This window comes from Sphingobium sp. (genome assembly GCF_041987595.1).
Lineage (GTDB): Bacteria > Pseudomonadota > Alphaproteobacteria > Sphingomonadales > Sphingomonadaceae > Sphingobium.
In genome coordinates this window covers 41,762-65,850 of the sequence record NZ_JBHIWJ010000013.1, presented here as the reverse complement: position 1 = coordinate 65,850, position 24,089 = coordinate 41,762, and the positions used below count along the sequence as shown (strand labels likewise).

Genomic DNA, 24,089 nt, shown 5'->3' with positions numbered 1-24,089 from the left:
TTGGCCTCCGCCGCGCCCAGTTGCGCGCGGGCAGCTTCCACGCCGCGCCGCTTGCCACCCCACAAATCGGCTTCCCAGCTCGCATCGAAGCCCAGATTGTAGAAGTTGAGCGACTGGCTGTCATTCCCGCTTGCGGATGAATCGCCGCCGTCGGAACTGTTGAGGTCGACGCCCGGAATCGTGGCGTGGACATAAAGCGCCGAGGCCCCCCCCTTGGGCAGGCTGTTGGCGCGTTCGGACCGCAGCGCGGCGCGGGCCTGACTGATCCGGGCCTGCGCGACGGCCAGGCCGGGATTGGCCGAAAGGGCGCGGCTTTCCAGCGCGTCCAGCACCGGATCGCCAAGGGCGGACCACCAGTTTGCCGCAGCGGGAACCTCGCCGCCGGTTCCTTCCGGCGCGCGGGCAAATGCGACGGCGGGGCTTGCCGCCCCGGCGCCTTGCGGGCCATGATAGTCCGGCCCTGCGGTGCAGGCCGCCAAAGAGATCAAGGGCAGTGCGATCAGGGGAAGGGCGGACAGAAGGGAACGCATGAAAACCAGCCTCAGTGCATCGCAACCGCTTGCCCCTTGGGCAAGGGGCGCAGGAACAGAACCAGCGGTATGACGGCAATGATGCCGACCGCCAGCATCGTGAAAATGTCGTTATAGGTCATCACCAGCGCCTCCCGCTGGATCGTTCCGGCCAACGAGCGCAGCGCGGCATCCTGACCGCCCATCGCCTGACCGAGGCCGCCGATATAATCCTGCACACGGTCGCTGTTGGCGGCCAGACTTTCTTCCATGCGGCGGCTGTGGAACCATGTCCGCTGGTCCTGAACCGTCGCGATTCCGGCCAGCGCCAGCGAGCCGCCAAGATTGCGGACGGCGTTGAACAGCCCTGCAGCGTCGCCCGCCATCTCACGCGGAACGGAGGCGATGGCGGCCTGATTGAGAAACAGGAACCCGAACACGCTCCCGACCCCGCGCAGCAACTGGGATTCGATGAAGTCATGGCCCACCGCCTGATTGGTGAGGACCGTGTCGATCCAGCAGCTGGTCGCCATGACCGTCAATCCGGTGGCCACCGCGATGCGGATGTCGAGATGCCGGATCAGCAGAGGCGTGAACGGCATCAGCAGCAGGCTGGGAATGCCCGACAGCAGCACGATCCGGCCGGACTGCAACGCGTCATAGCCCGCGATCGCGGCCAGAAACTGCGGAATCACAAAGGCCGTGCCGTAGAGCATCATGCCGATCACCAGCCCCATCAGCGCCACGGCGCCGAACTGGCGGTCGAGCAGCAGGCTCAGGCGGATTACGGGCCTTTTGGCGAAATACTGGCCCGCGAACAGCAGTATGAAGCCGATCGCGGAAACGGCCGACATGATGACGATCTCATGGCTTTGAAACCATTGTTCGCGCTGGCCTTCCTCCAGCACGATCGTCAGGCCGCCCAGACCCAGCGCCATGCCCGCGATGCCCAGCCAGTCGGCCTGCCATAATTCGCTCAGATGCGGCTTTTGATGGGGCATGGTGACCAGCAGCAGGGTGATCAGCACGATCCCCACCGGCAGGTTGAGGAAGAAGGCATAGTGCCAGCTGATATTTTCCGTCAGCCAGCCGCCGACCAGCGGCCCCAGCACCGGTCCCAATATCGCGGTAACGCCGAAAAGGGCGTTGCCGATCGGTTGTTGCGAACGGGGCAGGCGGGTGGCGATGATGGTCATGGCGGTCGGGATCAGCGCGCCCCCGGTAAAGCCCTGGCCCACGCGGCCGATGATCATCGTCGTCAGATCGCCGGCGACGCCGCACAGCATCGAAAAGCCCGTGAACAGGAAGGCGGCGACCAGCAAAAGGGTGCGCAGCCCCAGCAACCGTTCAAGCCATGCCGCAAGCGGAATGATGATGATTTCCGCGACCAGATAGGAGGTCGCGATCCAGGTCCCCTCCGTGCCGCTGGCGCCGATTTCTCCCTGAATGGTGGGCAGGGCGGAATTGACGATGGAAATGTCCAGCGTCGCCATCATCGCGCCCAGGCTGCCCGCCGCGACGGCCAGCCAGGCGGCCGCGTCGGCGCGTTCGGCCACGGGCGCTGCGACAGGCGATGCCGCGTCTGCGCTCATCGGCGTATCTGCGCGTTGTGCCGCTCCTGCTCCCGACGGATGGCGTCGGCGGCATTCCTGGCCGATCGGGTGTCCACCGAGACTTCCACCGACATGCCGGGAACCAGCAGCTTGCGGGTTTCGGGACCCACGCTGATGGCGATGCGCACAGGTACGCGCTGGACGATCTTGGTGAAATTGCCCGTCGCATTTTGCGGCGGCAGAACAGAGAATTGCGCGCCGGTTCCGGGGGAGAAGCTGTCGACCCGGCCGATCAGCTCTACGCCGGGAAGGGCATCGACCTCGACCTTTACCGGCTGGCCGATGCGCATCAGACCCAGCTGCGTCTCCTTGAAATTGGCCTCGATATAGAGGCTGTTGACCGGTACCAGCGTCATCAGGCGTGTGGCGGCCTGAACGAACTGGCCCTGCTGGACGGACTTGTCGCCGATGCGGCCATCGATGGCGGCGCGCAGGACCGTGGCTTCCACATCGGTATTGGCCGCCGACAACTGGGCACGGGCCGCTTCGCCCTGAGCCAGCGCCTGCTGCCGTTGCGCATCGAGGGTGGCGACGCGTTTCTGCGCGCTGGTCAGCGTGGCGCGAGCCGCCGCCGCCTTGGCCCGCGCCTGCTCAGCCTGATTGCGAAGCTGCGACAGGCGCTCGCGGGTTTCCGCGCCGCTGGCCGCGAGCGGCCGATACCGATCCACCTCGCTGGCCGCGAAGGCCGCGTCGGCCTCTGCCGCGGCCAGTTGCGCCTGCGCCTGATCGATGGCGGCGCGCTGTTCGGCGATCTGGGCGACGACACCGGCGGCATTGGCCTTTGCCACATCGATCTGCGCGACCGACTGCGCCGCCTGCGCCCGATAGTCGCGCGGGTCTATCAGGGCCAGCGGCTGCCCCGCCTTCACATCCTGATTGTCCTTGACGAAAACGCGATCGACATAGCCCGCCACCTTGGGCGCGACGGTAATCGAATCGGCCTGGATATAGGCATCGTTGGTCGATTCCTGATATTTGCCGAAGGTTTCGAAGCGGATGAACCAGAGCACTCCGCTGACGATCAACGCCAGCGCGACGATCAGCAGGATAAGCCGCGCACGCGGGCTTTTGAGCGGAGAAGAGCGGGCCTGACCCGAGTCGCTTGCGGACGGGGAAGGGGAGGCCATGCTGTCAGAACTCATGCATCAACTCATCAATCGCGGAGATGCCCCTATGCTCGCTCTTGCAGCATCGTGCAATACCATTTATTGAGGGTCCTCATGAATATCACCGAAGAACAGCTTTGCACGGATTTGTCGCGCGTCTTTACCTTGCTGCGCAGGCGGTTTGATCGCGCGATGACCGAACAGGGCGCTTCGCTGGCGCAGACGAAGATATTGATGTGCGTGAAGGCCTATGCCGGCGCGGGGCGGGCGGCCGACATTGCCGAGGCGCTGGATATCGCACCCCGCACCGTGACGGAGGCGCTGGATGGGCTGGAGCGCGACGGGATGGTGCGGCGCGTTCCCGATGCGGAGGACCGTCGGGTCAAGCGCGTGACGCTGACGCCCGCGGGGGATGCGGCCATCGCGGTGACCGATCCATTGCGCCGTCAGCTCAGCAGGGAGGTCATGGGCGTTCTGGACCTCAGCGAGCGAGAGCATCTCAATGCTGCGTTGCAAAAAATCCTGCGGGGATTGGCTGAAATCTGAGCCTTTTTCCGGCGTCTGTTCTCTGTTATCATCGCTCCGTCAGACCGGCATGAAAGTCCGGCGACAGTGGAGGATGCAATGGAGAGAATCCATTACAGCATGTGCGATTGCAGCTTTGGCTTGCTCAGCCTGTTCAGCGCGTCGGCGCTGACGCTGACCGGCACGCTGTATCTGCTGCTCAACTGATCGGCTGAAGCGCGCATAATGTAGCGGACGTTCGCGCAGGACGTCCGCTTTTTGCTGTCTGCCGTTCTTTTGCCGGAACCTGCGCAGCTGCGAAGGCTCCGGCATGACCGATCAGTCCTTTTCGACCTGGCCGACGTCACGCACCGCGCCGCGCGCGGCATTGGTGGTGAGCGCGGCATAGGCGCGCAGCGCGGGCGAGACGTTGCGCTTGCGGCCGAAGGGCTTCCACGCTTTGGCGCCCCGCGCCTCCATTTCCGCCTTCCGCTCGGCAATGACCGCATCGTCGACCGCGAGCTGGATGACGCGATTGGGAATGTCGATCAGGATCGGATCGCCCGTAGCGACCAGCGCGATGAGGCCGCCCTCCGCCGCTTCGGGCGAGACATGGCCGATCGAGAGGCCCGAGGTGCCCCCGGAGAAGCGCCCGTCGGTGATCAGGGCGCAGGCCTTGCCCAGCCCCTTCGATTTCAGATAGCTGGTCGGATAGAGCATTTCCTGCATGCCCGGCCCGCCCTTTGGCCCTTCATAGCGGATGACGACGACGTCGCCCGCCTTCACCTCATTGCCCAAAATGCCCGCGACTGCCGCGTCCTGGCTTTCATAGACGCGGGCCGTGCCATGGAAGGTCAGGATGGATTCGTCCACGCCCGCCGTCTTTACGATGCAGCCTTCCGGAGCGATATTGCCGAACAGTACCGCAAGGCCGCCGTCCTTGGAGAAGGGATGTTCCGCGCTGCGGATGACGCCGGACACGCGATCGGTGTCCAGCTCCTTCCAGCGGTTCGACTGGCTGAAGGCGACCGTGGTGCGCACGCCGCCGGGCGCCGCCTTGAAGAAATCCTGCACCGACGCGCTGTTGGTGCGGCTGATATCCCAGCGGTTGAGCGCCTCGCCCAGGGTCGGGCTATGGACGGTCGGCAGGCTGCTGTCGATCAGGCCAGCGCGGTCGAGCTGGCCGAGGATCGCCATGATGCCGCCGGCGCGGTGGACATCCTCCATATGAACGTCCTGCTTCGCGGGCGCGACTTTGCACAGACAGGGCACCCTGCGGGAAAGCCGGTCGATATCGGCCATGGTGAACTCGACCCCGCCCTCATAGGCGGCGGCCAGCAGGTGCAGCACGGTATTGGTCGACCCGCCCATGGCGATGTCGAGGCTCATGGCATTTTCGAACGCGGAAAAGCTGGCGATGGAACGGGGCAGGACGGAGGCGTCCTCCTGCTCATACCAGCGTTTGGCGAGGTCGACGATCGTGCGGCCCGCCTCCAGGAACAGCTTCTCGCGGTCGGAATGGGTGGCGAGGGTCGATCCATTGCCGGGAAGCGAGAGGCCGAGCGCTTCGGTCAGGCAGTTCATGCTGTTGGCGGTGAACATGCCCGAACAGCTGCCGCAGGTCGGGCAGGCTGACCGCTCGATGACCTTCACTTCTTCGTCCGTATAGCTTTCGTCGGCGGCCGCGACCATGGCATCGACCAGATCGAGCGCGATCGTCTGGCCGTGAATGTCCGCCTTGCCGGCTTCCATAGGGCCGCCCGACACGAAGATGGCGGGGATGTTGAGGCGCATCGCGGCCATCAGCATGCCCGGCGTGATCTTGTCGCAGTTGGAGATGCAGACCAGCGCATCGGCGGTGTGGGCGTTGACCATATATTCGACGCTGTCGGCGATCAGGTCGCGGCTGGGCAGCGAATAGAGCATGCCGTCATGGCCCATGGCGATGCCGTCATCGACCGCGATGGTGTTGAATTCCTTGGCGACGCCGCCTGCCGCCTCGATCTCCCGCGCGACCAGCTGGCCCAGGTCCTTCAGATGGACATGGCCCGGCACGAACTGGGTGAAGCTGTTGGCGATGGCGATGATCGGCTTGCCGAAATCCTCGTCCTTCATGCCGGTGGCGCGCCAAAGGCCGCGCGCGCCCGCCATGTTGCGGCCATGGGTGCTGGTGCGTGAACGATAATGGGGCATTGCTGTTTCCTCGGATTTCCCTGGGGCCGCCTTTACGCCCATAAGCGTGGGTTGTGAAATATATTGAAAGCGTCCGATAAAGTCGTATTATGAATGATTGCTATGGATGTGCGACAACTCAATCACTTTCTCGCCGTGGCGGAGGAGCTGCATTTCGGCCGCGCGGCGGAGCGGCTCGGCATGACCCAGCCGCCGCTCAGCCAGTCGATCATGGCGCTGGAGCGGGAACTGGGTGCCGCGCTCTTTACACGCACCAAGCGGCATGTCGCGCTGACGCCGTTCGGCGCGCAATGGCTGGAGCATGTGCGGCCAGCGGTAGCCGCGATCGCCGATCTTCCCATGGCCGCGCAGCGTTTGGCGGAGGGGACGGCAGGGCGGCTGGCGCTCTCCTTCGTCAGTTCCGCCGACTATAGCATATTGCCAGAGCTGGTGCGCCGCTATTCGACGGCCTTTCCTGAAGTGGAGATGACGCTGGCGGAGGCGACCAGCGACGTGCAGGTGGAGGCGCTGGCCGAAGGGCGGATCGATGCGGGCCTGCTGATCCCTCCCGCTGCGGGACTGCCTGCCGCGATCGACTATCGGCCGCTGCTCCGGGAACCTTTGGTGGCCGCCGTGCCGGAGGTCTGGGCGGAGGACGGGCGGCTCGGTATCGAGCACGGCAAGCTGTCGGGGGACGGCTGGATGGATCAGCCGTTGCTGCTGTTCCCGCGCCATGTGTCGCCGACCTTCCATGATCTCGTTATCGACCATGTTCGGGCGAAGGGTCGCACGCCGCACATCCGCCAGCGCGCGATCCAGATGCAGACGATCATCAGCCTTGTCTCGGCCGGAATGGGAATGGCGATGGTCCCGGCGTCGCTTCAGAATCTGGCGCGGACGGGCGTGCGCTATCTGCCGCTGGCGGACGCCGCGCCCATATTGGAAACCGGCCTTGCATGGCGGCGGGCCGATGACGCGCCGACGCTGCGGGCCTTGCTGGGGATAGCCCTCGACATGGCCGAGGGCTGATTGCCCTTACCGAACCACCGCGCGCGTGTAGAGATGCCAGGTCGCATAGCCCAGCACCGGCAGCACGACCGCCAGACCCACCAGCGCCGGCAGCGCCCCTACGAACAGCAGCGCCACGACGATCAGGCCCCAGGCCGCGACGGTCACCGGATTATGCCATGCCACGCGGAAGGATGTGCGCATCGCCACGCCCCAACTGACTGGCCTGTCGACCGCCATGGGGAAGGAGATGACGCTGACCGCCAGCGTCAGCAGGGCAAAGCCGAAGCCGACGATATTGCCCAGTATGATCATCTGCCAGCCCTCGGACGTTCCGAACACGGCGGACAGGAAGGACCCGACCGAGGCTGTCGATCCCGGGACATTTTCCAGCGTCGCGTGATAGATGAACCACGCCGTCGCCATCCATGCCATGAACAGCAGCGCCAGTACGCAGGTGAGATCGAACAGGGCGGAGCCGCCCGGCTTGCGGATCACGTCGAGGAAATGGCGCCAGCGTGAATCCAGTCCGTTTTCGCGCCGCCGGGCCAGTTCGTAGAAGCCGCTGGCAAAGGCCGGTCCCAGCAGGATCGCGCCCGCCAGCAGCGGAAAGATCAGCGGCAATATTGACATCTGGCTGGCGGACATGATCGCCAGCGCCACGATCACCGGGTAGATGAAGCCCAGGAACACCAGATCGCCCCGCTTGGCGAGGAAATCGTCCCAGCCCTGTCTCAGCGCGATGCGCAGATCGTCGAAGGTGAGGGTGCGAATGGAAATATCGTCCCGGGCGGGCGTCGCTGGGGAAGGATGCGCAATTGCCATGGTTCGCTCTCCTGGCCGAACGCCATGATACGCTTTGCTCTGCTATGGTCCTCTGTCGGGACATGCGCGCCGGGAGCCCTTTTCGGGTCTCAAGTGGCGGGCATCTCTCGGCATGAGGGAGCGCCTCATGGCCAATGACGGCACCTTACACCGGGATTGCATGCCCCGCCAGCCTGTTTGATGCGGGGCCTTTGGCGTTGGCAAGGCCCGGCGCGCTGTTGAGTTCATCAGGCCTGATCGCGCGGTGACGCCGTCGAGCGATTGGTGCGCCATCGGCGGAAGAATGATTGCGTGAGGGGGAGCGAGGCCTTGCGAGGCTTGCTCCCCTTCCAGTTCAGGACTGTGCGGTCGTGACCTTCTTTGCCTTGTCGTCGCCGCCCAGATGCGAACTGGCGGCTTCCAGCGCCGCCTTCAGCGATTTGGGCTTGGCTGCCGGCTTCGCCCTGGAGGGAGCGGTCCTGGCTGCCTTTGCGTTGGTCGTGGGGCGATTGGCGCGGTTCGATATGACCGGCGCGGACTTGGCGGCCGCTGCGCCCTGGCCTTTCGCCTTGGCGGGCTTCTTCGCGTCATCGGCAATGGCGGGCGCCGTGGCCGCATCGGCCTTTATGGCCGTCGGCGCCGGCGCGGCCGCCCTTTTCGGGGGCTTTGCCGGTGCGGCCGCGGGCTTCTTGCCGAGCCCAACTCTTTCCGCGACGGCGCGGCGGGTCTGCGAATAGCTCAAGGCAACCAGCGGATAGCTGGGAGGAAGATTATAGCGTTCGCGATATTGGTCCGGCGTCAGGCCGTGAGCGGCCAGATGGCGCTTCAACGTCTTGTAGGGCGTGCCGTCAATCAGGCTGAGGATATGATTGGGCGAGGCAAGGCTCTTGCGCACCGAAACGGCCGGCGTGAAGGTTTCTGGTGCAGGGGCCTGCGATGCCGGATCGGCATCTTCCGTCAGCGCCCTGCGGGTCGTCTTGATCAGATCGGCAAGGCTTTCGCTCGAAACGCTGTTTCTGGAGACATAGGCGCTAAGCAGCTGGACAGTCAGGGCAGTGATGTCGTTCTGGTTTTCATCGGCCATGTGAGCGAACCCGTTATTGGAAGAAAGTCCGGGCTATTTGCGCAAATCGATGGGGATTGTAAATGCTGCACGCTCACGGGAAATCCAGGATCTGACTATTTGCCTTCGCGACAATCGCAACGGGGTCCGCTTGCGCGGATATGGATAGGCTTTCGCACAGTGGCCCCGAATGACCAGCCGGCGGCGGCCCATCCTCTTGCGGTCGACAAAGGCAAAGTCGGGAATTCCCGCCGGATCGGTCATTCCGCATGGCGAAGGGCAGCTGCCCCGGGCAAGATCCGGACGGGGCAGAGGATATGGATATGACTGTTTCACCCATCATTATTTAGGTGATGCATTGCATTAAGAGCTTGCCTGATGCGCCGCTTTGGCCTGCCTTGCTGCATCAGTTGTCTGCCCGGCCGCCCTCTCTCGGGGTATGGGCGGTAATCGACGTCGCATATGTCCTTCCTGAACGGAGGACCTGCAATGGCGACCGAGCCTCCCTGGATACACTTCTGAATCCCCCGTCCCAATCTCTCGTGCCACGATATGAATTCTGGTTATATGGATAACCCCTTTATACTTGCCGCCTGCTGACCGGAACAACAACAATGCCAATCCAGGCGACAGACAAATCATCGCTTTAAAAGCGTCGCCGGGAAATCATCCAAATGGGGGTATGCAGATGATGCTTTTCAACAGGGTACTGTATTTATCTGTTTCCGTACTGGCGCTTTCCAACCTCCATCCCGCTTACGCCAATAGCAGCTATGACGAATCGCCGAAAGATCCGACAATTTCATCGACGGTTACTGATGAAGATTTGCCGCAGGAGGGCGGCGGCGACATTGTCGTAACCGCGCTCAAGCGTCAAGGCACCGTTCAGTCGACGCCCATCAGCATCACTGCAATGACTGGCGACAGCCTGGCGGCGATGGGCGCCACCCAGTTGCAGGATTATTTCCGGCAAGTGCCGAATGTGAACGTCGCGCAAGGTGTTCTGGGGCAGAACCGGGTCAGTGTCCGGGGCATTGGCGGTATTGGCGAAGCCACCACGGGCTTGTATTTCGGGGAAGTCCCGGTGACCGGACCCAGCGGGACGGTTGGAGATCCGGGCAACAACGCGCCCGATCTCAATCTCTACGACATTGAACGGGTGGAAGTGCTGCGTGGCCCTCAGGGCACGCTCTATGGCGCCAGTTCCATGGCCGGCACCTTGCGCGTCCTCTTCAAGAGGCCGCAATTGTCGCGATTCGAAGCGGGTGCGGAAGGACAATATGCAACGACTGCGGGGGGCAGCGACAGCTATTTCGCCAAGGCCATGCTAAACGTCCCCGTAATCAATGACGTTCTGGCGGTCCGCGTGTCCGGCTATTATGAGAAGCGCCCCGGTTATATCGACAATATTCGGCTCGGGCGGAACAATATCAACGACAGCACTGCGCAGGGCATCCGCGTTCTGGTCGATTTCGAGCCGGATCCGGATACCAGCGTGACCGGCACTTTCATCTATCAGCGCAGCGACGCCGACGACGCGCAGGGATGGTTTCCTTCCATTGGGAAGTTCAAGACGAATGCGCCAGTGGTCCTGCCGTTCAATAACCGGTTCAGGCTTTATAATCTGACCGGGACACATGATTTTGGCGGTGTCACCCTGACGGCTTCCGGCGCAATCTATCGGTACGACGTGCTGCGGACGCTGGACTTCACGCCCAGCGTAACAGCGCTCTCTTATTCGCCCGCCGCGTGCCAGGGCTATTATGCGCAGGCCACGCCGTGCAGCGGTGCGCAATTTGCGGCCTACAACGCCTATGGCCTGGGACAGACGCCCGCGCTGGGATATCAGCCAGGATATCTGCGCACCGAAACGGCCGAACTGCGTCTGGCATCGGACGGCACCGGCTGGATGCAGTGGACGGCTGGCGCCTTTTATGAACGGCGCCGGGATTATATCGACAGCCATGTCACCAGGGCCGGGCCGGATGGAGCGGCTCCCGATCCATTGCAGGATATCAGCTACCGCTATATCGCCAACCGTCTGCGCCAGCTTGCGGGCTTTGCCGAAATGTCGGTCAAGCCGGTGACGGCGCTGACGCTGACCGGCGGGCTACGCTATTATGATTATGAGAAGGTGACGGGCGGAGAGGCGCTGTTGGGCAGCGTGCTCTCCAGCAGCATCGTTTCTCCCTATTCGGAACATAAGGCCAGGACCAATGGCTGGCTCGTCAAATTCAACGCAAGCTACGACGTTTCGTCCCGCATCATGGCTTATGCCAATGCGAGCCAGGGCTATCGCCCGGGCGGCGCAAACAATATCCCCTCCTTGCAGGACAATCTCGTCACTTATGCGCCTGACAGCCTCTGGAACTATGAGGTCGGGGTGAAGTCGCGCTGGTTCGGCAACGCGTTGACCGTCAATGCCGCCCTGTTCCAGATCGACTGGCAAAACATACAGGTGGCGGCGCGCACTGCCGACGGGCTCTTCACATTCCTGGCCAATGCCGGGGGCGCCCGCATCCGCGGCGCGGAACTGGAACTCTCCGCGGAACCGGTCCGGGGCCTGAACCTGACGGCCGCGCTTGGCTACGTCAGAGGAGAACTGACATCTGATCAGGTGATCGCCAATTTTCAGAATGCCAGCGCCGGCGGCAGAAAGGGCGATCGGCTGGGCATGGCGCCTTGGTCGGCCGCCGCAAGCGCATCCTATGACTGGAAGCTGACGTCCAGAATGGACGCCATGGTGCGCGCGGATCTGACCTATACCGGCAAAGGCCGCACCGGCTTCAATCCTGCTGACCCCTATTTCACGACACAGGGCGACTTTGCGACGCTCAATCTCAGGGCCGGCGTCCAGAACAGGCGCGTGGGCGCGTTTCTGTTCGTCCAGAATGTCGGCAATGTAAATGGCGTGGCAAGCCGGGTTTCCACTTTCGGGTCGACCAACCTGTCCTTCAGCATTCCCCCAAGGACCACCGGCATCAATATCCGTTTGAACTATTGATCTTCCCGCTCTAGCTCGCGGATTCGGCGGATCTGCTGCAGGATGCCGTTTTCGTGAGCAAGAGGGCGTGGGGGCGAATATGAAACTCCATCAGTTGCGGGCGCTCGCGGAGGTGGCGAAGGCGGGCAGCATCCAGCGCGCAGCCAAGGCCATGCACGTCTCGCAGCCCGCGCTCAGCAAATCGATCCGCGAACTGGAAAGGCAACTGGGCGTTCAACTGCTCATCCGGGGCGCGACCGGCGCCACCCTGACCCCGTTTGGCGCGATCCTGTCGAAGCGATATGACGGCATCCGGAAGGAGATGGAGAAGGCCTGGGAGGAGGTCGAATGGCTGAAGGGCACGTTGGGCGGTCGACTGCTGGTGGGCATTTCCCCGCCCGTCGCAGGCACAAGCATCGCCAGTGTCTTCGCCAGCTTCCGCGCGCGTCAGCCATCTGTGGAACTGAGCCTGCTGGAACTGCGCCCCGCGCAGATTTTCGATGCCTTGCGCAGCGGCACGCTCGATCTCGCCATTGTCCACCATCATGGCGCCATGCAGCCGGCGGGTCTTCAGTGCGCCACGCTCAAGACCTATCGGACGGTGCTGGCGGTGGGCGGCCGTGATCCGGTGCTTCCCGAAACGGTCGATCAACTATGGTCGCAGGAATGGATCACTGGTGACCTGGCCGACTATGAGCATGGCTATATCCCCATGGTGGCCGATCGGCTCGGCCGCGACCTTCCCCGGCGGATTTCCCGCTGCACATCGATTTCCGTCTATTTCGACCTGTCGGAGCAGCCGCAACTCATCAGCCATTGGGCCGACAACATCAATCCTCATCTGGATCACAAATTCCGCAACGGAACCCTGACCAGAGTGGAACTGGACATCGACCTGCCGGACATGCACATCGCCCTCGTCTACAAGGATGAGGAACTGCTGACGCCGGGGGGCGTCCTGCTGGCGAAGATCATTCGCTCCTCTCTGCGATAAAGCGACCTTCAGGCCGCCGGGGCCGGTCGCTGGTCAAGAAGTCAAGGACAGAGCGGGGGAACCGATGCAATCAGATCGTAACCGCTACAGGCCTATTACCTGCGCTTATATCCATGACAAGAGATTGCAGGCGGTCAGCCATTTTCGGGGCTATGTTCCATTGGACGCCATAAGAATATTTCTGGAGGTTCCGTGAAGGGTGTATTGACTGCCGCAGCCCTGTTGCTGCTCCCGGCGACCGGAGCGTTCGCGCAGCAGACCGCAACCGCGCCTGCCCGGCATGGGGCCGATGCCGCCGACGGGCCGGTCGACAGAGCGGCGGTGGACCGGCTTCTCGATGACCGCCTTGCCGGTCTTGAAGCGCTCTACAGGGACCTCCACCAGCATCCCGAAATGGGATTCCAGGAACATCGGACGGCGAAGCTGCTTGCCGGGCGGATGCGCGCTCTGGGATTTGAGGTAACGGAAAATGTCGGCAAGACGGGTCTGGTCGCGCTCTACCGGAACGGACCTGGTCCCGTAACGCTGGTGCGGACCGAAATGGATGCGCTGCCCATGGAGGAGAAAACCGGCCTGTCCTATGCCAGCCGCGCGCAGGCCACGCTGGACGGGAAGCAGACATTTGTGGCGCACAGTTGCGGCCATGACGTGCACATGGCTTGGTGGGCCGGTGCTGCGGAGGCGCTGGTTTCGCTCAAGTCGCGGTGGAGCGGAACGTTGCTGTTCATCGCGCAACCGGCCGAGGAGCCGCTGGGGGGCGCGCAGGCCATGCTGGACGACGGCCTGTTGACGCGATTTCCCCGGCCTGACTATGCATTGGCGGCGCATGTCGGGGGGGGCATGCCCGTTGGTACCGTGGTGATGAAGGAAGGCGTGGTCCTGTCCGCGTCCGACGCGCTGGAGATCGTCTTCCATGGGCGCGGCGCCCATGGCTCGGCACCCAGCTCCTCCATCGATCCCATCGTGATGGGCGCGCATTTCGTCAGCGACGTGCAAAGCGTCATCAGCAGGCAGAAAGAGGCGGCGACATTTGGCGTCATCACCGTCGGCGCCTTTCAGGCAGGCAGCGTCGGCAACATCATTCCCGATACCGCCACGCTCCGTCTCAGCCTGCGCTCCTTCACGCCGGAGGTGCGCTCGCTCCTCCTCAACGGCGTGGAAAAGACAGCGCAAGGCGTCGCGCTCATGGCCGGGGCGCCAGACCCAACGGTCAAACGCCTGAACGGATCGGCGGCGACGCAGAACGATCCCCGGCTCACCGAACGGCTTGGCCCCGTTCTGAAATCCGCCTTCGGCGCGGGTGCCGTCTTGATCCCCGCCAGCGTGCCCGGCTTTTCAGGCAGCGAGGATTTTTCCGAACTCGCCGCCAGCGGCATACCGTCCGCCTATCTCATGATTGGCGGCGATCTTCCTGAAACGCTCGCCGGTTACAAGGCGAGGGGCGTCGCGCCGCCAACCAATCACTCTCCACTTTTCGCGCCTGCTGCCGGGCCCGCAATCCGCAACGGCGCGGCGGCGCTCATTCTGTCAGTGCTGTCGCTGAACGGCCCGGGCAGCCGCTGAATCGGGCGTATGCTCCGCCGTCGACAGGGTCCGCAAGACTTCCAAAGCGGAAAGCGGCCTCAGGTCAGGCTTAATGCCCAAAAGCCATTATGGGTAAATGCCATACGGACGCGTTTGGCAGCCAACATCAAATGGGCACGAACCCGTTGAACAGTTCTCCCCACCAGCAATTGACGCCCCGTTCGGTGCGTCCATCTTCCCATTGTCCATGCCTGGGCGTAAGATCGGGCGATGGCCGTCAACGAAAAACCCACTTCCTTCGACATCGCCATGCTCGCAGGGGTTTCCCAGCCGACCGTGTCCCGGGCGTTGCGGGGCGACCGCACGGTGAGCGAAGCCACCCGCAAGCGGATCGAGGCCATCGCCCGGCAGCTCAACTATACGGTGGACAAGAACGCCTCTTCGCTGCGTCGGGGCAAGAGTAACACGCTGGCGCTGCTGTTCTTCGAGGATCTGCTGCCCGGCGAGAGCTATATCAACCCTTTCTTCCTTTCGATGCTGGGGCCGATTCTGCAAACCTGCGCCAAGCGGGGCTATGATCTGCTGACTTCCTTTCAGCAGCTCTCGACCGACTGGCACGTCGATTATGAGGACAGCCGCAAGGCGGATGGCATCATCCTGCTGGGCTATGGCGATTATGAAACCTATCGTGCCCGGCTGGAGCAGTTGGTGGCGCAGGGGACGAATTTCGTGCGCTGGGGGTCGATGGACGAGCATGCGCTGGGCATGACCATCGGCTGCGACAACCGGCAGGGCGGGCGCGACGCGGGGCGGCATCTGATCGGACGGGGCTGTCGCAATATTGCCTTCCTTGGCGATGCGTCGAGCCGTTATCCCGAATTCCGTGACCGTTATGCCGGGCTGGCAGAGGCGATGAAGGAGGCGGGCTTGCCGGTCGATCTTGGTCTGCATGTCGATGCGCTGTCGTCCGAACAGTCGGGGCACGAGGCGGCGAGCAGGCTGATGGCGCGGGACGTGCCCTTCGATGCGATCTTTGCGGGGTCGGACCTGATCGCGATCGGCGCGATGCGGGCGCTGGATGAGGCGGGTCTCAGCGTGCCGGGCGATGTCGCGCTGGTCGGGTTCGACGACATACCCGCCGCCAGCCTGACGCGCCCGCCGCTGACGACCATCGCGCAGGATTATCTCCATGCGGGCGAGGTGCTGGTGGATGCGCTGATCGGGCAGATCGACCGCAAGCCGGTGACGCCTTCGCTGCTGTCGCCGAGGCTGGTGACGCGGATGACGGCCTGAAACTCCTCTCCCGAAGATGAAAAGGACCGCCGACCCCTGAAAGGAGCGGCGGTCCGGGGGAGAACTGCCTGCGTGCAGTCAGGCAGTTCGGGGGCTTTTCAGAATTTGTAGGTCAGGCCCAGATAATAATCCCGGCCATAGCGCTGATAGTCGATCACCTGCCGCGGATCATCATTCTGATAGGTAACGAAGGGCTGGTCGGTCAGATTCTTGCCCTGGAGCAGAATCGATAGCCCCTGAAGCGGTCCGGACTGGAACTCATAGCCGATCTGGGCATCCAGAATGCCTTCAGCCTTGGCCGTGCGGAAGGTCGGCGCCGCCGAAAGCCCCGCCACTTCGCCCAGGAAGGACGAGCGATAGCGATAGCTCACCCGCGCCTGAAAGCCGTGCTTCTCGAAATAGGCGGTGCCGCTGGCGACCCATTTTGACAGGCCCGGAAGCGTCACGCTGTCGGTCGGATTGCTGCCATATTCGATCTCGCTATGGGTGTAGGACCCGCTGGCGAAGATACCGAACCCGTCAAGTGCGGCGCTGAACAGCTTGAAGGGAAGGGACGCGGTGGCCTCTACGCCCATGATCGTGCCCTTGCCGGTATTGGCGGGCGACTTCACCAGGCCGATATAGCTTCCGTCAGCGAGAATGGCGTCGCGCTGATCCGCCGGCAATGTCGGCAGAACGGCCGAAAAGTCGTAAGCGATATTGTTGTTGGGATCGACAAAGTCGGTCAGGTTTTTGAAGAAGCCGGAAACCGAGACATAGCCGCCGCCGCGGAAATATTTCTCCAGCGACAGGTCGATATTGGTCGACTGATAGGGGCGGAGGAAGATGTTGCCGCCTTCCGAACTGAATGGGCTGAACTGCGGATCGGAAGACCCGATCCCGACATAGGCCAGATTATATTTGAATTCCTGATTTATCCGCTCCTGGTCCAGACGTGGGCGCACCATCGTCTGCGCCGCGCCCAGCTTCACGAAGAAGCTCGACTCCAGCTCGACCGAAATCTGCGCGCTCGGCAGAAGATTGGTATAGCTGTCCCTGCCCGACACCGGCAGCACGGTGACGACGCCATTGGCGAAGTTGGAAATGGTGCCGGTCGACGCCTGCCGCGAATGGATCAGCTGCACGCCGATGGCTCCCTTCAGCGGCTTGCCGCCCAGATCGCCATCCATGGTCAACCTGGCATAGCCCGTGAACACATCCTCCTTCACGACATTGTCGCGCACCAGCGAACCGGGCCGGTTGTCATAGACCGCGCTCAGCACGTTGTCGTACAGATAGAGCGGGTTCAGCGTGAGCATCGCCGGCACGCCCAGATAGTCGAGCGAGACGTTCGATCCCAGCAGCGCTTCGCTCGGCACCGCCACCGATCCTGGGGTTCCCCCGGCGATGGTGCAGTCCGTACCGCCCGGCGGGCAGAGGAAATAGGAGGTGTAGGCACTGGTCTTCTTGCGGCGGCTATAGTTTCCGCCGATCTCCCACTTGCTGAAGATGCTACCCGAAATATCCCCGATCAGATTTGCACGGAACGATTTCATGTCGTCAATGAATTTCGGCCGGTTGAGGAAGCCCGCCTGCACCACCGCCGTGGTTCCGTTATAGCCCCAGCCGTTGGGATCGGTCAGGCTTATGATATTGGTGTCGGTATAGTCCAGCGCAGGCAGGATCCTGAACAGCCCATTGGACTGTCGCTCCACCTGCACCGTGTCCGCCACGCCCGAACGCAGATAGCCGGTGCCCGAATAGGTCTCCAGCAGGAAATCCGTGCGCTTGGCCCGCGACCAGCTGGCATCGACATTGAGTTTCAGCGCATCGTTCAGGCGGATATCATTGTTCCAGCCCAGCGAAATCGTATCCGCCTTGCGCTTGTTATAGTCGTTGCGCTGGACGCCATAGACATTGCTGAAGGTCGCGCCAGTGACGAAGCCGTTTTCGACCGTCACATTGCTGACCCCGACATTGCTGCCCCAGACCAGCGGGAATTCGATGCCGCGCAGACGCTGCTCTTCCTCGAAATGGGAGGCGAGTACATCGAAGGTCGAGTGAAAATTGTCGCTGGCCTGCCATTCCAGCGTCGCGACCGCGCCATAGCGTTTCAGCAGGTTCGACTGCACATAAGGCTTGGCGCCGCCGATGATCAGATTGCCGCTGGCATCGGTCGGATAGCCCCATGCGTTGAACCGCTCATTCTGCGAAGGCGTTTGCGAGGCGGATAAGCCCAGCGCCAGCCCTAGCCTGTCGTCTGCAAACTGATCGACATAGGTGGCGGAGGCGCGATAGCCGTAGCGCTCGCCATCAGGATTGAGTTTCTTCATCCCGTTCATCTGGCCGCGCATCGATACGGCTATGATCCGGTCATTCTTGTCCAGCGGCCGCAGCATGCGCAGGTCGACCGTGCCGGAAATGCCCGCTGCAATCAGCGCCGCGTCGGCGCTCTTGTAGACATTGACGTTCTGAAAGAATTCCGAAGGATACTGGTCATATTCGACGCCGCGATTGTCGCCCACCGTGACCTGTTCGCGGCCATTGAGGAGAGTGGTGGAGAAGTCCGGGCCAAGGCCGCGGATCGACAGGCGCTGGTCGCGCCCCTCCAGCCTCTGCGCCGTTACGCCCGGCAGGCGCGCCAGCGAATCCGCGATCGACACATCGGGCAGCTTCCCGACATCTTCTGCTGAGATCGAGTCGACGATCAGCACCGAATCGCGCTTCATCTTCGCGGCGGAGGCCAGCGATGCGCGGATGCCGGTGACGACGATCGCGTCGCCGGACGGCTCGGCCACGGCAGAATTGTCCGCCGTCGCCTGCGCGGAGGCGGCCGCCGCTACGGAAAGCGAAGCGCCGCTCAGCAACGTTGCGCGCAGGACGGAATGATAGAAATTTTGCATTATCGCGAGACCCTCCCCAAGACGCCTCTCGGGCGCTTCTTGTTGACGGGCTGATGATAGACGCGCACCCCATGGCCTGCACAGAAATGCACATACGTATTCAGCCTGATGCCTGAGGCGGGGGATTGCGCTGATCGGGCGGCATCATCTCCCGCCGGAGGCCTGCATTTACCGCTTTTCATCCTCTTGCGATCTTTCCGCGGGACGGGTTAGCGCATCGGCTTTCGCAGGCTGGACGCATCCCAGGAAATTCTGAAGGGAGGCAGGCCAAACAGTTTATAATGGCCTGAGGCGGGGCGCGCCACTGGAGCAGACAGATGCAAATGATCACCGCCATTCGAATGTTCGTTCTGGCGATGCAACACGGCAGTCTCGCGGGGGCGGCGCGACAGCTGGGGATGTCCACTGCCTCGGTGTCGCGCCAGGTCGGTGCTCTGGAGACGCATCTGAAAGTCCGCCTGTTCAATCGGGCGGTGCGCACCCTGACGCCCACTGAGGCGGGCGAGATGCTGTTGCGCAGGGCCCGACCCCTGCTCGACGAAATTGACGAGATGGTTGACGCCGTATCGCTGCTGGAGTCCAGGCCGCGCGGATTGTTGCGCGTGAACATCAGGGGCCTCGCAGCATCCCGGCGGCTTGTACCCGCTCTGCCCCGATTTTTGGCGTCCCATCCCGAAGTGAACATCAATTTGCGGGTATCGAACGATGAAGAGGCGGACCTGATCGGCGAGAATATCGATGTGGATATCCGCTATACCCGGCCGGATCGCACCGATCTCGTGGCCCGATTGCTTGCGCCGAGCCGCCTTGCCCTTGTCGCTTCGCCAGCCTTGTTCGAAACACGCCGGCTACCAGCGAAGGCCGAAGATCTGGCCGCTTTCGAGGCGATCCTGTACGATCCGGAAATGGCCGGTGGCCAGTGGAAGTTTATGGACGCGGAGGGGCAGATTCAAAGCTTTGAACCTAGCGGGCGGCTGCGCGTCAATGATGGGCAAGCGTTGCGCAGCGCAATCCTGACTGGGTTGGGGGTCGCGATGATGCCCTATCATGAGGTCGATGACGAGATCGCCGCCGGGAAACTCGTGGAAATTTTGCCCGAACTGAAGATCGTCCATCCTGTCATCGGTGGCGAAGGCATTTTCGCTGTCTATCAGAAATCCCACTATCAGCCGGGCAAGCTGCGGAGCTTTCTCGCCTTTCTGCCAGGGGTGTTCGCCGGGACGGAGTGATCCGGGTTGCAAGAACGTCCCATGGCTATGTTGCATTGGGCGTAACCGACCGTTGCAAACTATGCGACTGTTGCAATGGTGGAACCAGGAGCAAATATGCGCCGCACCGGATTCCAGCGTCAGCACAAGTCCGGCCAGGAACGATCCTTCGGCCTGTGGGACTGGCGGCCGGTGAGGTGGCGGGAAGCGATGCACGACTATTTCATAGTGAAGGCAGGATCGGCCGGCTGTGCTGTTGCCAACCGGATAACGGCCGATCCCGCCATCTGCTGGTCGAGGCCGGGGTGGAAGACAAGGGCTGGTTGTCCAATGCCCCGCGGGAATGCGCCGCTGCTCGGCAATCCCAACCGCATGTGGCATAATGGTGCAAAGCGCTCCGCCGGAAGACGCCAGCCGGAATTTCGGCGTGGCGGCAAGATGCCGGACGGAACGGGTTCGCCTGACGGGCCGATCCATGTTTGCCGCCAGGCTGCGCTTTCGATGAATGGACGGTGGATCGCGCCACGGCATAACCGCTTGCCGATGCGATGGCGGTTCCAGCTGGCACCTTGTCGGGACTTGCCGGATGGTCGTCGATGCCGCTCCGAAGTGACGGATGCGCGGCGTCGATGGGCCGCGTGTGACCGGTTGTGCCATCATGTCCAGCCTCCCGTCGGGCAATATAAACGCGTCCGCCATGACGATGGGCCGGCGCGCCGCCGAAGCCATCCGGGCCGGCACTCCGGCTTACAGCTGAAGATCACGAGAAAGGACAGTCCACAATGCGCGCTGCAGTTTTCGAAGGGGTAGGCAAACCCCTGTCCATCCGGACCGTGGCCGATCCCACGCCCGCCCCGGACCAGGTGATCCTGACGGTTGAAAATGCGGGTATCTGCGGTTCCGACCTGCATGTGACGGAAGGCGCGCATACGCCCGCCGGCCTGATCCTGGGCCATGAATTTGCAGGCACGATCGCCGCGGTCGGATCAGCCGTCACGGGCTGGAAAGCCGGTGACCGCGTGACTGCACTGCCGCTCAACGCCTGCAACAGCTGCGATGCCTGCGATCAGGGCCTGCCCGCTTTGTGCAGCGAGAATCTGTTCACCGGCTGTTATCTCAATGCGCAGGGTGCTTATGCCCAATATGTCGGCGCCCGCGGATCCATGTTGCAGCGTCTGCCCGATGGAGTCAGTTTCGAAGAAGGCGCGATGGTAGAGCCCCTGGCGGTTGGCCATCACATCGTCGGCATGGCCGAAATGCCCCGCGGCGCGTCGGTGCTGGTCCTTGGCGGCGGGCCGATCGGTGCGGCGGTGGCCCTGTTTGCGCGTTATGCTGGCGCTCGCAACGTGGTCGTCAGCGAGATGTCCGAGACTCGCCGTGCGCGTGCGGCCGAAGTCGGAGCGACGGCCGTCGTCGACCCGGCAAAAGAGGATGTTTTGGAGGCGTATCGCAGGGCCACCGGCGAAAACCGCCCCGCCTTCATATTCGAATGCGTGGGCGTGCCCGGCATGATGCGGCAGGCGGTAGAGCTGGCGGCTGTACGCGGCCGCGTGATCGTCGCCGGCGTCGTGCTGCAGGAGGATGCCTTTGCGCCTATCGTTGCGCTGGGCAAGGAAGTGACGATCCGCTTCAGCCAGGCCTATACCGAAGCCGACTTCGCAGCCGTCATTGACGCGCTGGCGCGGCGGGAGATCGAGACCCGCCCCTTGCATACGTCGACCGTCAGCCTGGACGAGTTGCCTGACGCGTTCGAGGCCCTGCGCAGGCCGACGACGCAGTGCAAGGTCCTGATCAAGCCCTGACCCGGCGTGCATCCGTCCCTGAACGAGAGGAGGCCTGCAATGGCAGCAGCAGATGCCGGCGGTGCCCGTTCGATGGGCCAGATGGCACTGTGCCGTCTGCGCGATGGCTGAGCGGATGCCTTCCAGATTGTTCGGAAGGACGCTCGCCATCAGCGATGCGCGCGCCGCTACGACTTCGCAGCCAATGTCCACACCGCTGAAATCCAGCTCCTTGTCCACGGCATTCCGGTCCGCGCCGCTGCCGTGGACAACGATGCTGTCATCGCCCTCCGCTTCGCCTTTCCCGCGATCCCCGTTCTGCGCGAAGGCGGGGACGGACAGAAAGCTGCCTGCCATGGACAGCCACCGGGAAGGCCGGACGAAACGAACCGGCCGTCATGCATTTCCTTTGGAAATCTGCTGTGAAAGGCCGCCGCTCAGAAGCGGAACCCGACGGTGCCCATGACATTGCGGGGCGCCCCCATGAAACAATCGCCCCGTGCCAGGCAGGAAGCGTAGAACTTGTTGTTGAGCAGGTTGGTGGCGTTGATCGCGAAGCGCCAGCTTTGCCAGTTGATCTCCGCCAATGCGTCGACGGTGGTGCGCGACGGTGTGACGATCGACCAGAGCGCGCTGGTCGATACGCTTTTGCCGCTATAGACGGCGCCGGCACCCAGGCGCAGTTGGGCCGCTTCGGGGAGGCCGAAGGTCTTGGTCGACCAGATCGATGCGGTGTGGCGCGGCATATAGTCGAGGCTGGTGTTCACTTCCGACTTGAGCTTGCTGTAGCCATAGTTGGCCAGCAGTTCGAAATTGCCGGGCAGGGTGTGGCTTGCCTCGATCTCGAAGCCCTTGGTCGTCAATTCGCCAGACTGCGTCGTTGCATTGTCGGCCAGATACAGGACGCGGTTACGTTCCTTGATGTGAAAGGCCGTGACGGTGACCAGCGTGCTCTGCGCGGGCTGCCACTTCACGCCGGCCTCGAACTGTGTGCCCGTCTGCGGACGATAGGGATCGCCGGGAACGCCGCCCGGGCCCTGGATATTGCCAGCCACCGGCAGGAAGCTTTCCGTATAGCTGAAGAAGGGCGAAATGCCCGCGCCGATTTCGCCGATGATGCCGGCGCGGAAAGTGGTGGCATGGTCCTTCTGGCCCGATGAGCCGGTGACGCGGTCGCGACGGGCGCCCAGCACGACGGAAATGCGGTCGTAAAAGCGGATCTGGTCCTGGATGTAGAAGCCCAGCTGCTTCTGCGATTCAGCGAGGAAGGGGCCGCTCGGATCGTAGGTCGGAAGCGCATCATAGTCGATGTCGTACAGGTCCACCAAATCAAAACCTCGAGCGTAGCGCTTGCTCACCCTGTTCCAGCTATAGTCGATGCCTACCAGCAACTTGTGCTCGACATTCGCGCCGGTGTTGAAAATGAACTGAAGATTGTTGTCGGTCGAGAAGACGTTCATCCGGGCGTCGCTGGCATCGGCGATCAGGCCGATGGTGCGCCCATCGGTGCCGTAGACCGAGAAAGGATCGGCGGGATTGCTGTAGCTGTCGGCATAGTGGGTATTATATTCCAGGTCGCTATCGATATAGCGTGCCTTCACGCTCAGCTTGATATTATCCGAAAACTGGTGGGTAAGGGAGCCGCCGCCCTGGAGCGAGCGGCCGGCATAACGATCCCAGCCCGGCTTGCCGACGAAAGTGTAGCGATCAAGCTGCTTGCCCGCGACCGGATTGGGCCGGAAGGTGCCGACGATCGGCAGGAACTGCGATGTCGAACCGGTGTCGTCCTCCTGATAGAGGCCTGTCAGCACGATGTCGGTATCGGGCGTAGGCTGCCATCGGATGGATGGCGCGAACATCACGCGGTCGTCCGGGACATGATCGACAAAGGTGCCCGAATCGCGGACGCGGGCCACGGCGCGGATCGCCAGATTGTCCGCCAGCGCGATGTTGACGTCGCCCATCGCTTCTTTCCGGTCGTAGCTGCCATAGACGAGGTTCAGTTCGCCGCCGGTCCTGAACTCCGGGGTCTTGGAGACAAGATTGACGAGGCCGCCGATCGAGCCTTGGCCATAGAGTACGGAGGCAGGGCCGCGCACGATTTCCACGCGAGAAAAATTGTACGGATCGGATGTGATGCTGGCATAATAGCTGAAGATGTCCCGCATCCCGTCGCGGAACTGCAACGCGTCGATGCCGCGAATGTTGAAGCCGTCCACGCGCGTATCGCGACCATAGGGATTGGCAAGCACGCTGGCGCCATATTTGACCGTGTCGCTGATGCTGATCGCGCCCTGCGAAAGATATCGGTCGGACGAGATGACCGTGATTGGCTGGGGCGTTTCGGTCAGCGGGGTTTCGGTCTTTGTGCCTGCATATTGGGAAGCCGTGACGACGATGGCATCACTTTGATCGGACGTAGCGTCTACGGCACCTTCACTGGCCAGGGCGGCCGGGATCGACAGCAATCCTGCCATGCTCGCAATAGCCAAATCCTTCATTATGAACCCCTTCGCTGCTGTTCTGGCGGCGCGATATAGAGAATGCGACAAATTCTCAATAGCAATTTTTCGCCTGTTCTGAGCAGGGGATATGCTTTTCGAACGGACGCAAACCGGATCGATATCCGCGCCACCCTTGCCATC

General features: G+C 62.7%; 16 protein-coding genes. 8 read left to right on the top strand and 8 right to left on the bottom strand.

Features of this window, described 5'->3' with window-relative positions; translation table 11 throughout:
- The 3 genes from ACFC3J_RS05665 to ACFC3J_RS05655 form a co-directional block, all read right to left on the bottom strand.
- Nucleotides 1-530: TolC family protein (locus tag ACFC3J_RS05665; protein WP_375195226.1), on the bottom strand; the 530-nt coding region annotated here is incomplete at its 3' end.
- 11 nt (nt 531-541) lie between these two features.
- A complete protein-coding gene (locus tag ACFC3J_RS05660) occupies nt 542-2,101 on the bottom strand; it encodes a DHA2 family efflux MFS transporter permease subunit (RefSeq protein ID WP_375195225.1) in 1,560 nt (519 codons plus the stop codon).
- Nucleotides 2,098-3,249, bottom strand: a complete 1,152-nt coding sequence (locus ACFC3J_RS05655; RefSeq protein ID WP_375195232.1) for an HlyD family secretion protein — start codon at nt 3,247-3,249, stop codon at nt 2,098-2,100. Before ACFC3J_RS05655 ends, ACFC3J_RS05660 begins: the two co-directional genes overlap by 4 nt.
- 93 nt (nt 3,250-3,342) lie before the next feature.
- Here ACFC3J_RS05655 and ACFC3J_RS05650 point away from each other — a divergent pair, with 93 nt between their 5' ends.
- Nucleotides 3,343-3,774, top strand: a complete 432-nt coding sequence (locus ACFC3J_RS05650) for a MarR family winged helix-turn-helix transcriptional regulator (RefSeq protein WP_375195224.1) — start codon at nt 3,343-3,345, stop codon at nt 3,772-3,774.
- A 297-nt stretch (nt 3,775-4,071) separates the two neighbouring features.
- Here the strand turns inward: ACFC3J_RS05650 and ilvD are convergent, their stop codons facing one another.
- Nucleotides 4,072-5,925, bottom strand: coding sequence for a dihydroxy-acid dehydratase (ilvD, locus tag ACFC3J_RS05645; protein ID WP_375195223.1), 1,854 nt, complete (start codon nt 5,923-5,925; stop codon nt 4,072-4,074).
- Between the two features lie 102 nt (nt 5,926-6,027).
- Between ilvD and ACFC3J_RS05640 the strand changes: the two genes are divergently transcribed.
- On the top strand, nt 6,028-6,933 hold the full coding sequence (locus tag ACFC3J_RS05640; RefSeq protein ID WP_375195231.1) for a LysR substrate-binding domain-containing protein: 906 nt from the start codon (nt 6,028-6,030) through the stop codon (nt 6,931-6,933).
- Nucleotides 6,934-6,939: 6 nt separating this feature from the next.
- On the opposite strand, the gene ACFC3J_RS05635 is transcribed toward ACFC3J_RS05640, so the two are convergent.
- Together ACFC3J_RS05635 and ACFC3J_RS05630 are read right to left on the bottom strand one after the other, a co-directional pair.
- The gene (locus tag ACFC3J_RS05635) at nt 6,940-7,737 is read right to left on the bottom strand and encodes a DUF2189 domain-containing protein (RefSeq protein ID WP_375195222.1); all 798 of its coding nucleotides are present in this window, start codon (nt 7,735-7,737) and stop codon (nt 6,940-6,942) included.
- 334 nt (nt 7,738-8,071) lie between these two features.
- Nucleotides 8,072-8,800 (bottom strand): MucR family transcriptional regulator, encoded by a 729-nt coding sequence (locus tag ACFC3J_RS05630; protein WP_375195221.1) that lies wholly within the window; start codon nt 8,798-8,800, stop codon nt 8,072-8,074.
- Nucleotides 8,801-9,467: 667 nt separating this feature from the next.
- Here ACFC3J_RS05630 and ACFC3J_RS05625 point away from each other — a divergent pair.
- The 4 genes from ACFC3J_RS05625 to ACFC3J_RS05610 all read left to right on the top strand — a co-directional run bounded on the left by ACFC3J_RS05625 (nt 9,468) and on the right by ACFC3J_RS05610 (nt 15,573).
- On the top strand, nt 9,468-11,783 hold the full coding sequence (locus ACFC3J_RS05625; RefSeq protein WP_375195220.1) for a TonB-dependent receptor: 2,316 nt from the start codon (nt 9,468-9,470) through the stop codon (nt 11,781-11,783).
- A 79-nt stretch (nt 11,784-11,862) separates the two neighbouring features.
- Nucleotides 11,863-12,756, top strand: a complete 894-nt coding sequence (locus ACFC3J_RS05620; protein WP_375195219.1) for a LysR family transcriptional regulator — start codon at nt 11,863-11,865, stop codon at nt 12,754-12,756.
- A gap of 192 nt (nt 12,757-12,948) precedes the next feature.
- Nucleotides 12,949-14,319 (top strand): amidohydrolase, encoded by a 1,371-nt coding sequence (locus ACFC3J_RS05615; protein ID WP_375195218.1) that lies wholly within the window; start codon nt 12,949-12,951, stop codon nt 14,317-14,319.
- Nucleotides 14,320-14,550: 231 nt separating this feature from the next.
- Entirely contained in the window at nt 14,551-15,573 is a 1,023-nt protein-coding gene (locus ACFC3J_RS05610; RefSeq protein ID WP_375195217.1) for a LacI family DNA-binding transcriptional regulator, read from the top strand.
- Between the two features lie 98 nt (nt 15,574-15,671).
- On the opposite strand, the gene ACFC3J_RS05605 is transcribed toward ACFC3J_RS05610, so the two are convergent.
- Nucleotides 15,672-18,455: a TonB-dependent receptor gene (locus ACFC3J_RS05605; RefSeq protein ID WP_375195216.1), complete on the bottom strand. Its 2,784-nt coding sequence runs from the start codon at nt 18,453-18,455 to the stop codon at nt 15,672-15,674.
- Between the two features lie 317 nt (nt 18,456-18,772).
- On the opposite strand from ACFC3J_RS05605, the gene ACFC3J_RS05600 reads away from it, so the two are divergent.
- On the top strand, nt 18,773-19,684 hold the full coding sequence (locus ACFC3J_RS05600; RefSeq protein WP_375195215.1) for a LysR family transcriptional regulator: 912 nt from the start codon (nt 18,773-18,775) through the stop codon (nt 19,682-19,684).
- A 761-nt stretch (nt 19,685-20,445) separates the two neighbouring features.
- On the top strand, nt 20,446-21,465 hold the full coding sequence (locus tag ACFC3J_RS05595; RefSeq protein WP_375195214.1) for a zinc-binding dehydrogenase: 1,020 nt from the start codon (nt 20,446-20,448) through the stop codon (nt 21,463-21,465).
- A gap of 416 nt (nt 21,466-21,881) precedes the next feature.
- Here the strand turns inward: ACFC3J_RS05595 and ACFC3J_RS05590 are convergent, their stop codons facing one another.
- On the bottom strand, nt 21,882-23,945 hold the full coding sequence (locus ACFC3J_RS05590; protein ID WP_375195213.1) for a TonB-dependent siderophore receptor: 2,064 nt from the start codon (nt 23,943-23,945) through the stop codon (nt 21,882-21,884).
- Nucleotides 23,946-24,089: the final 144 nt, after the last annotated feature.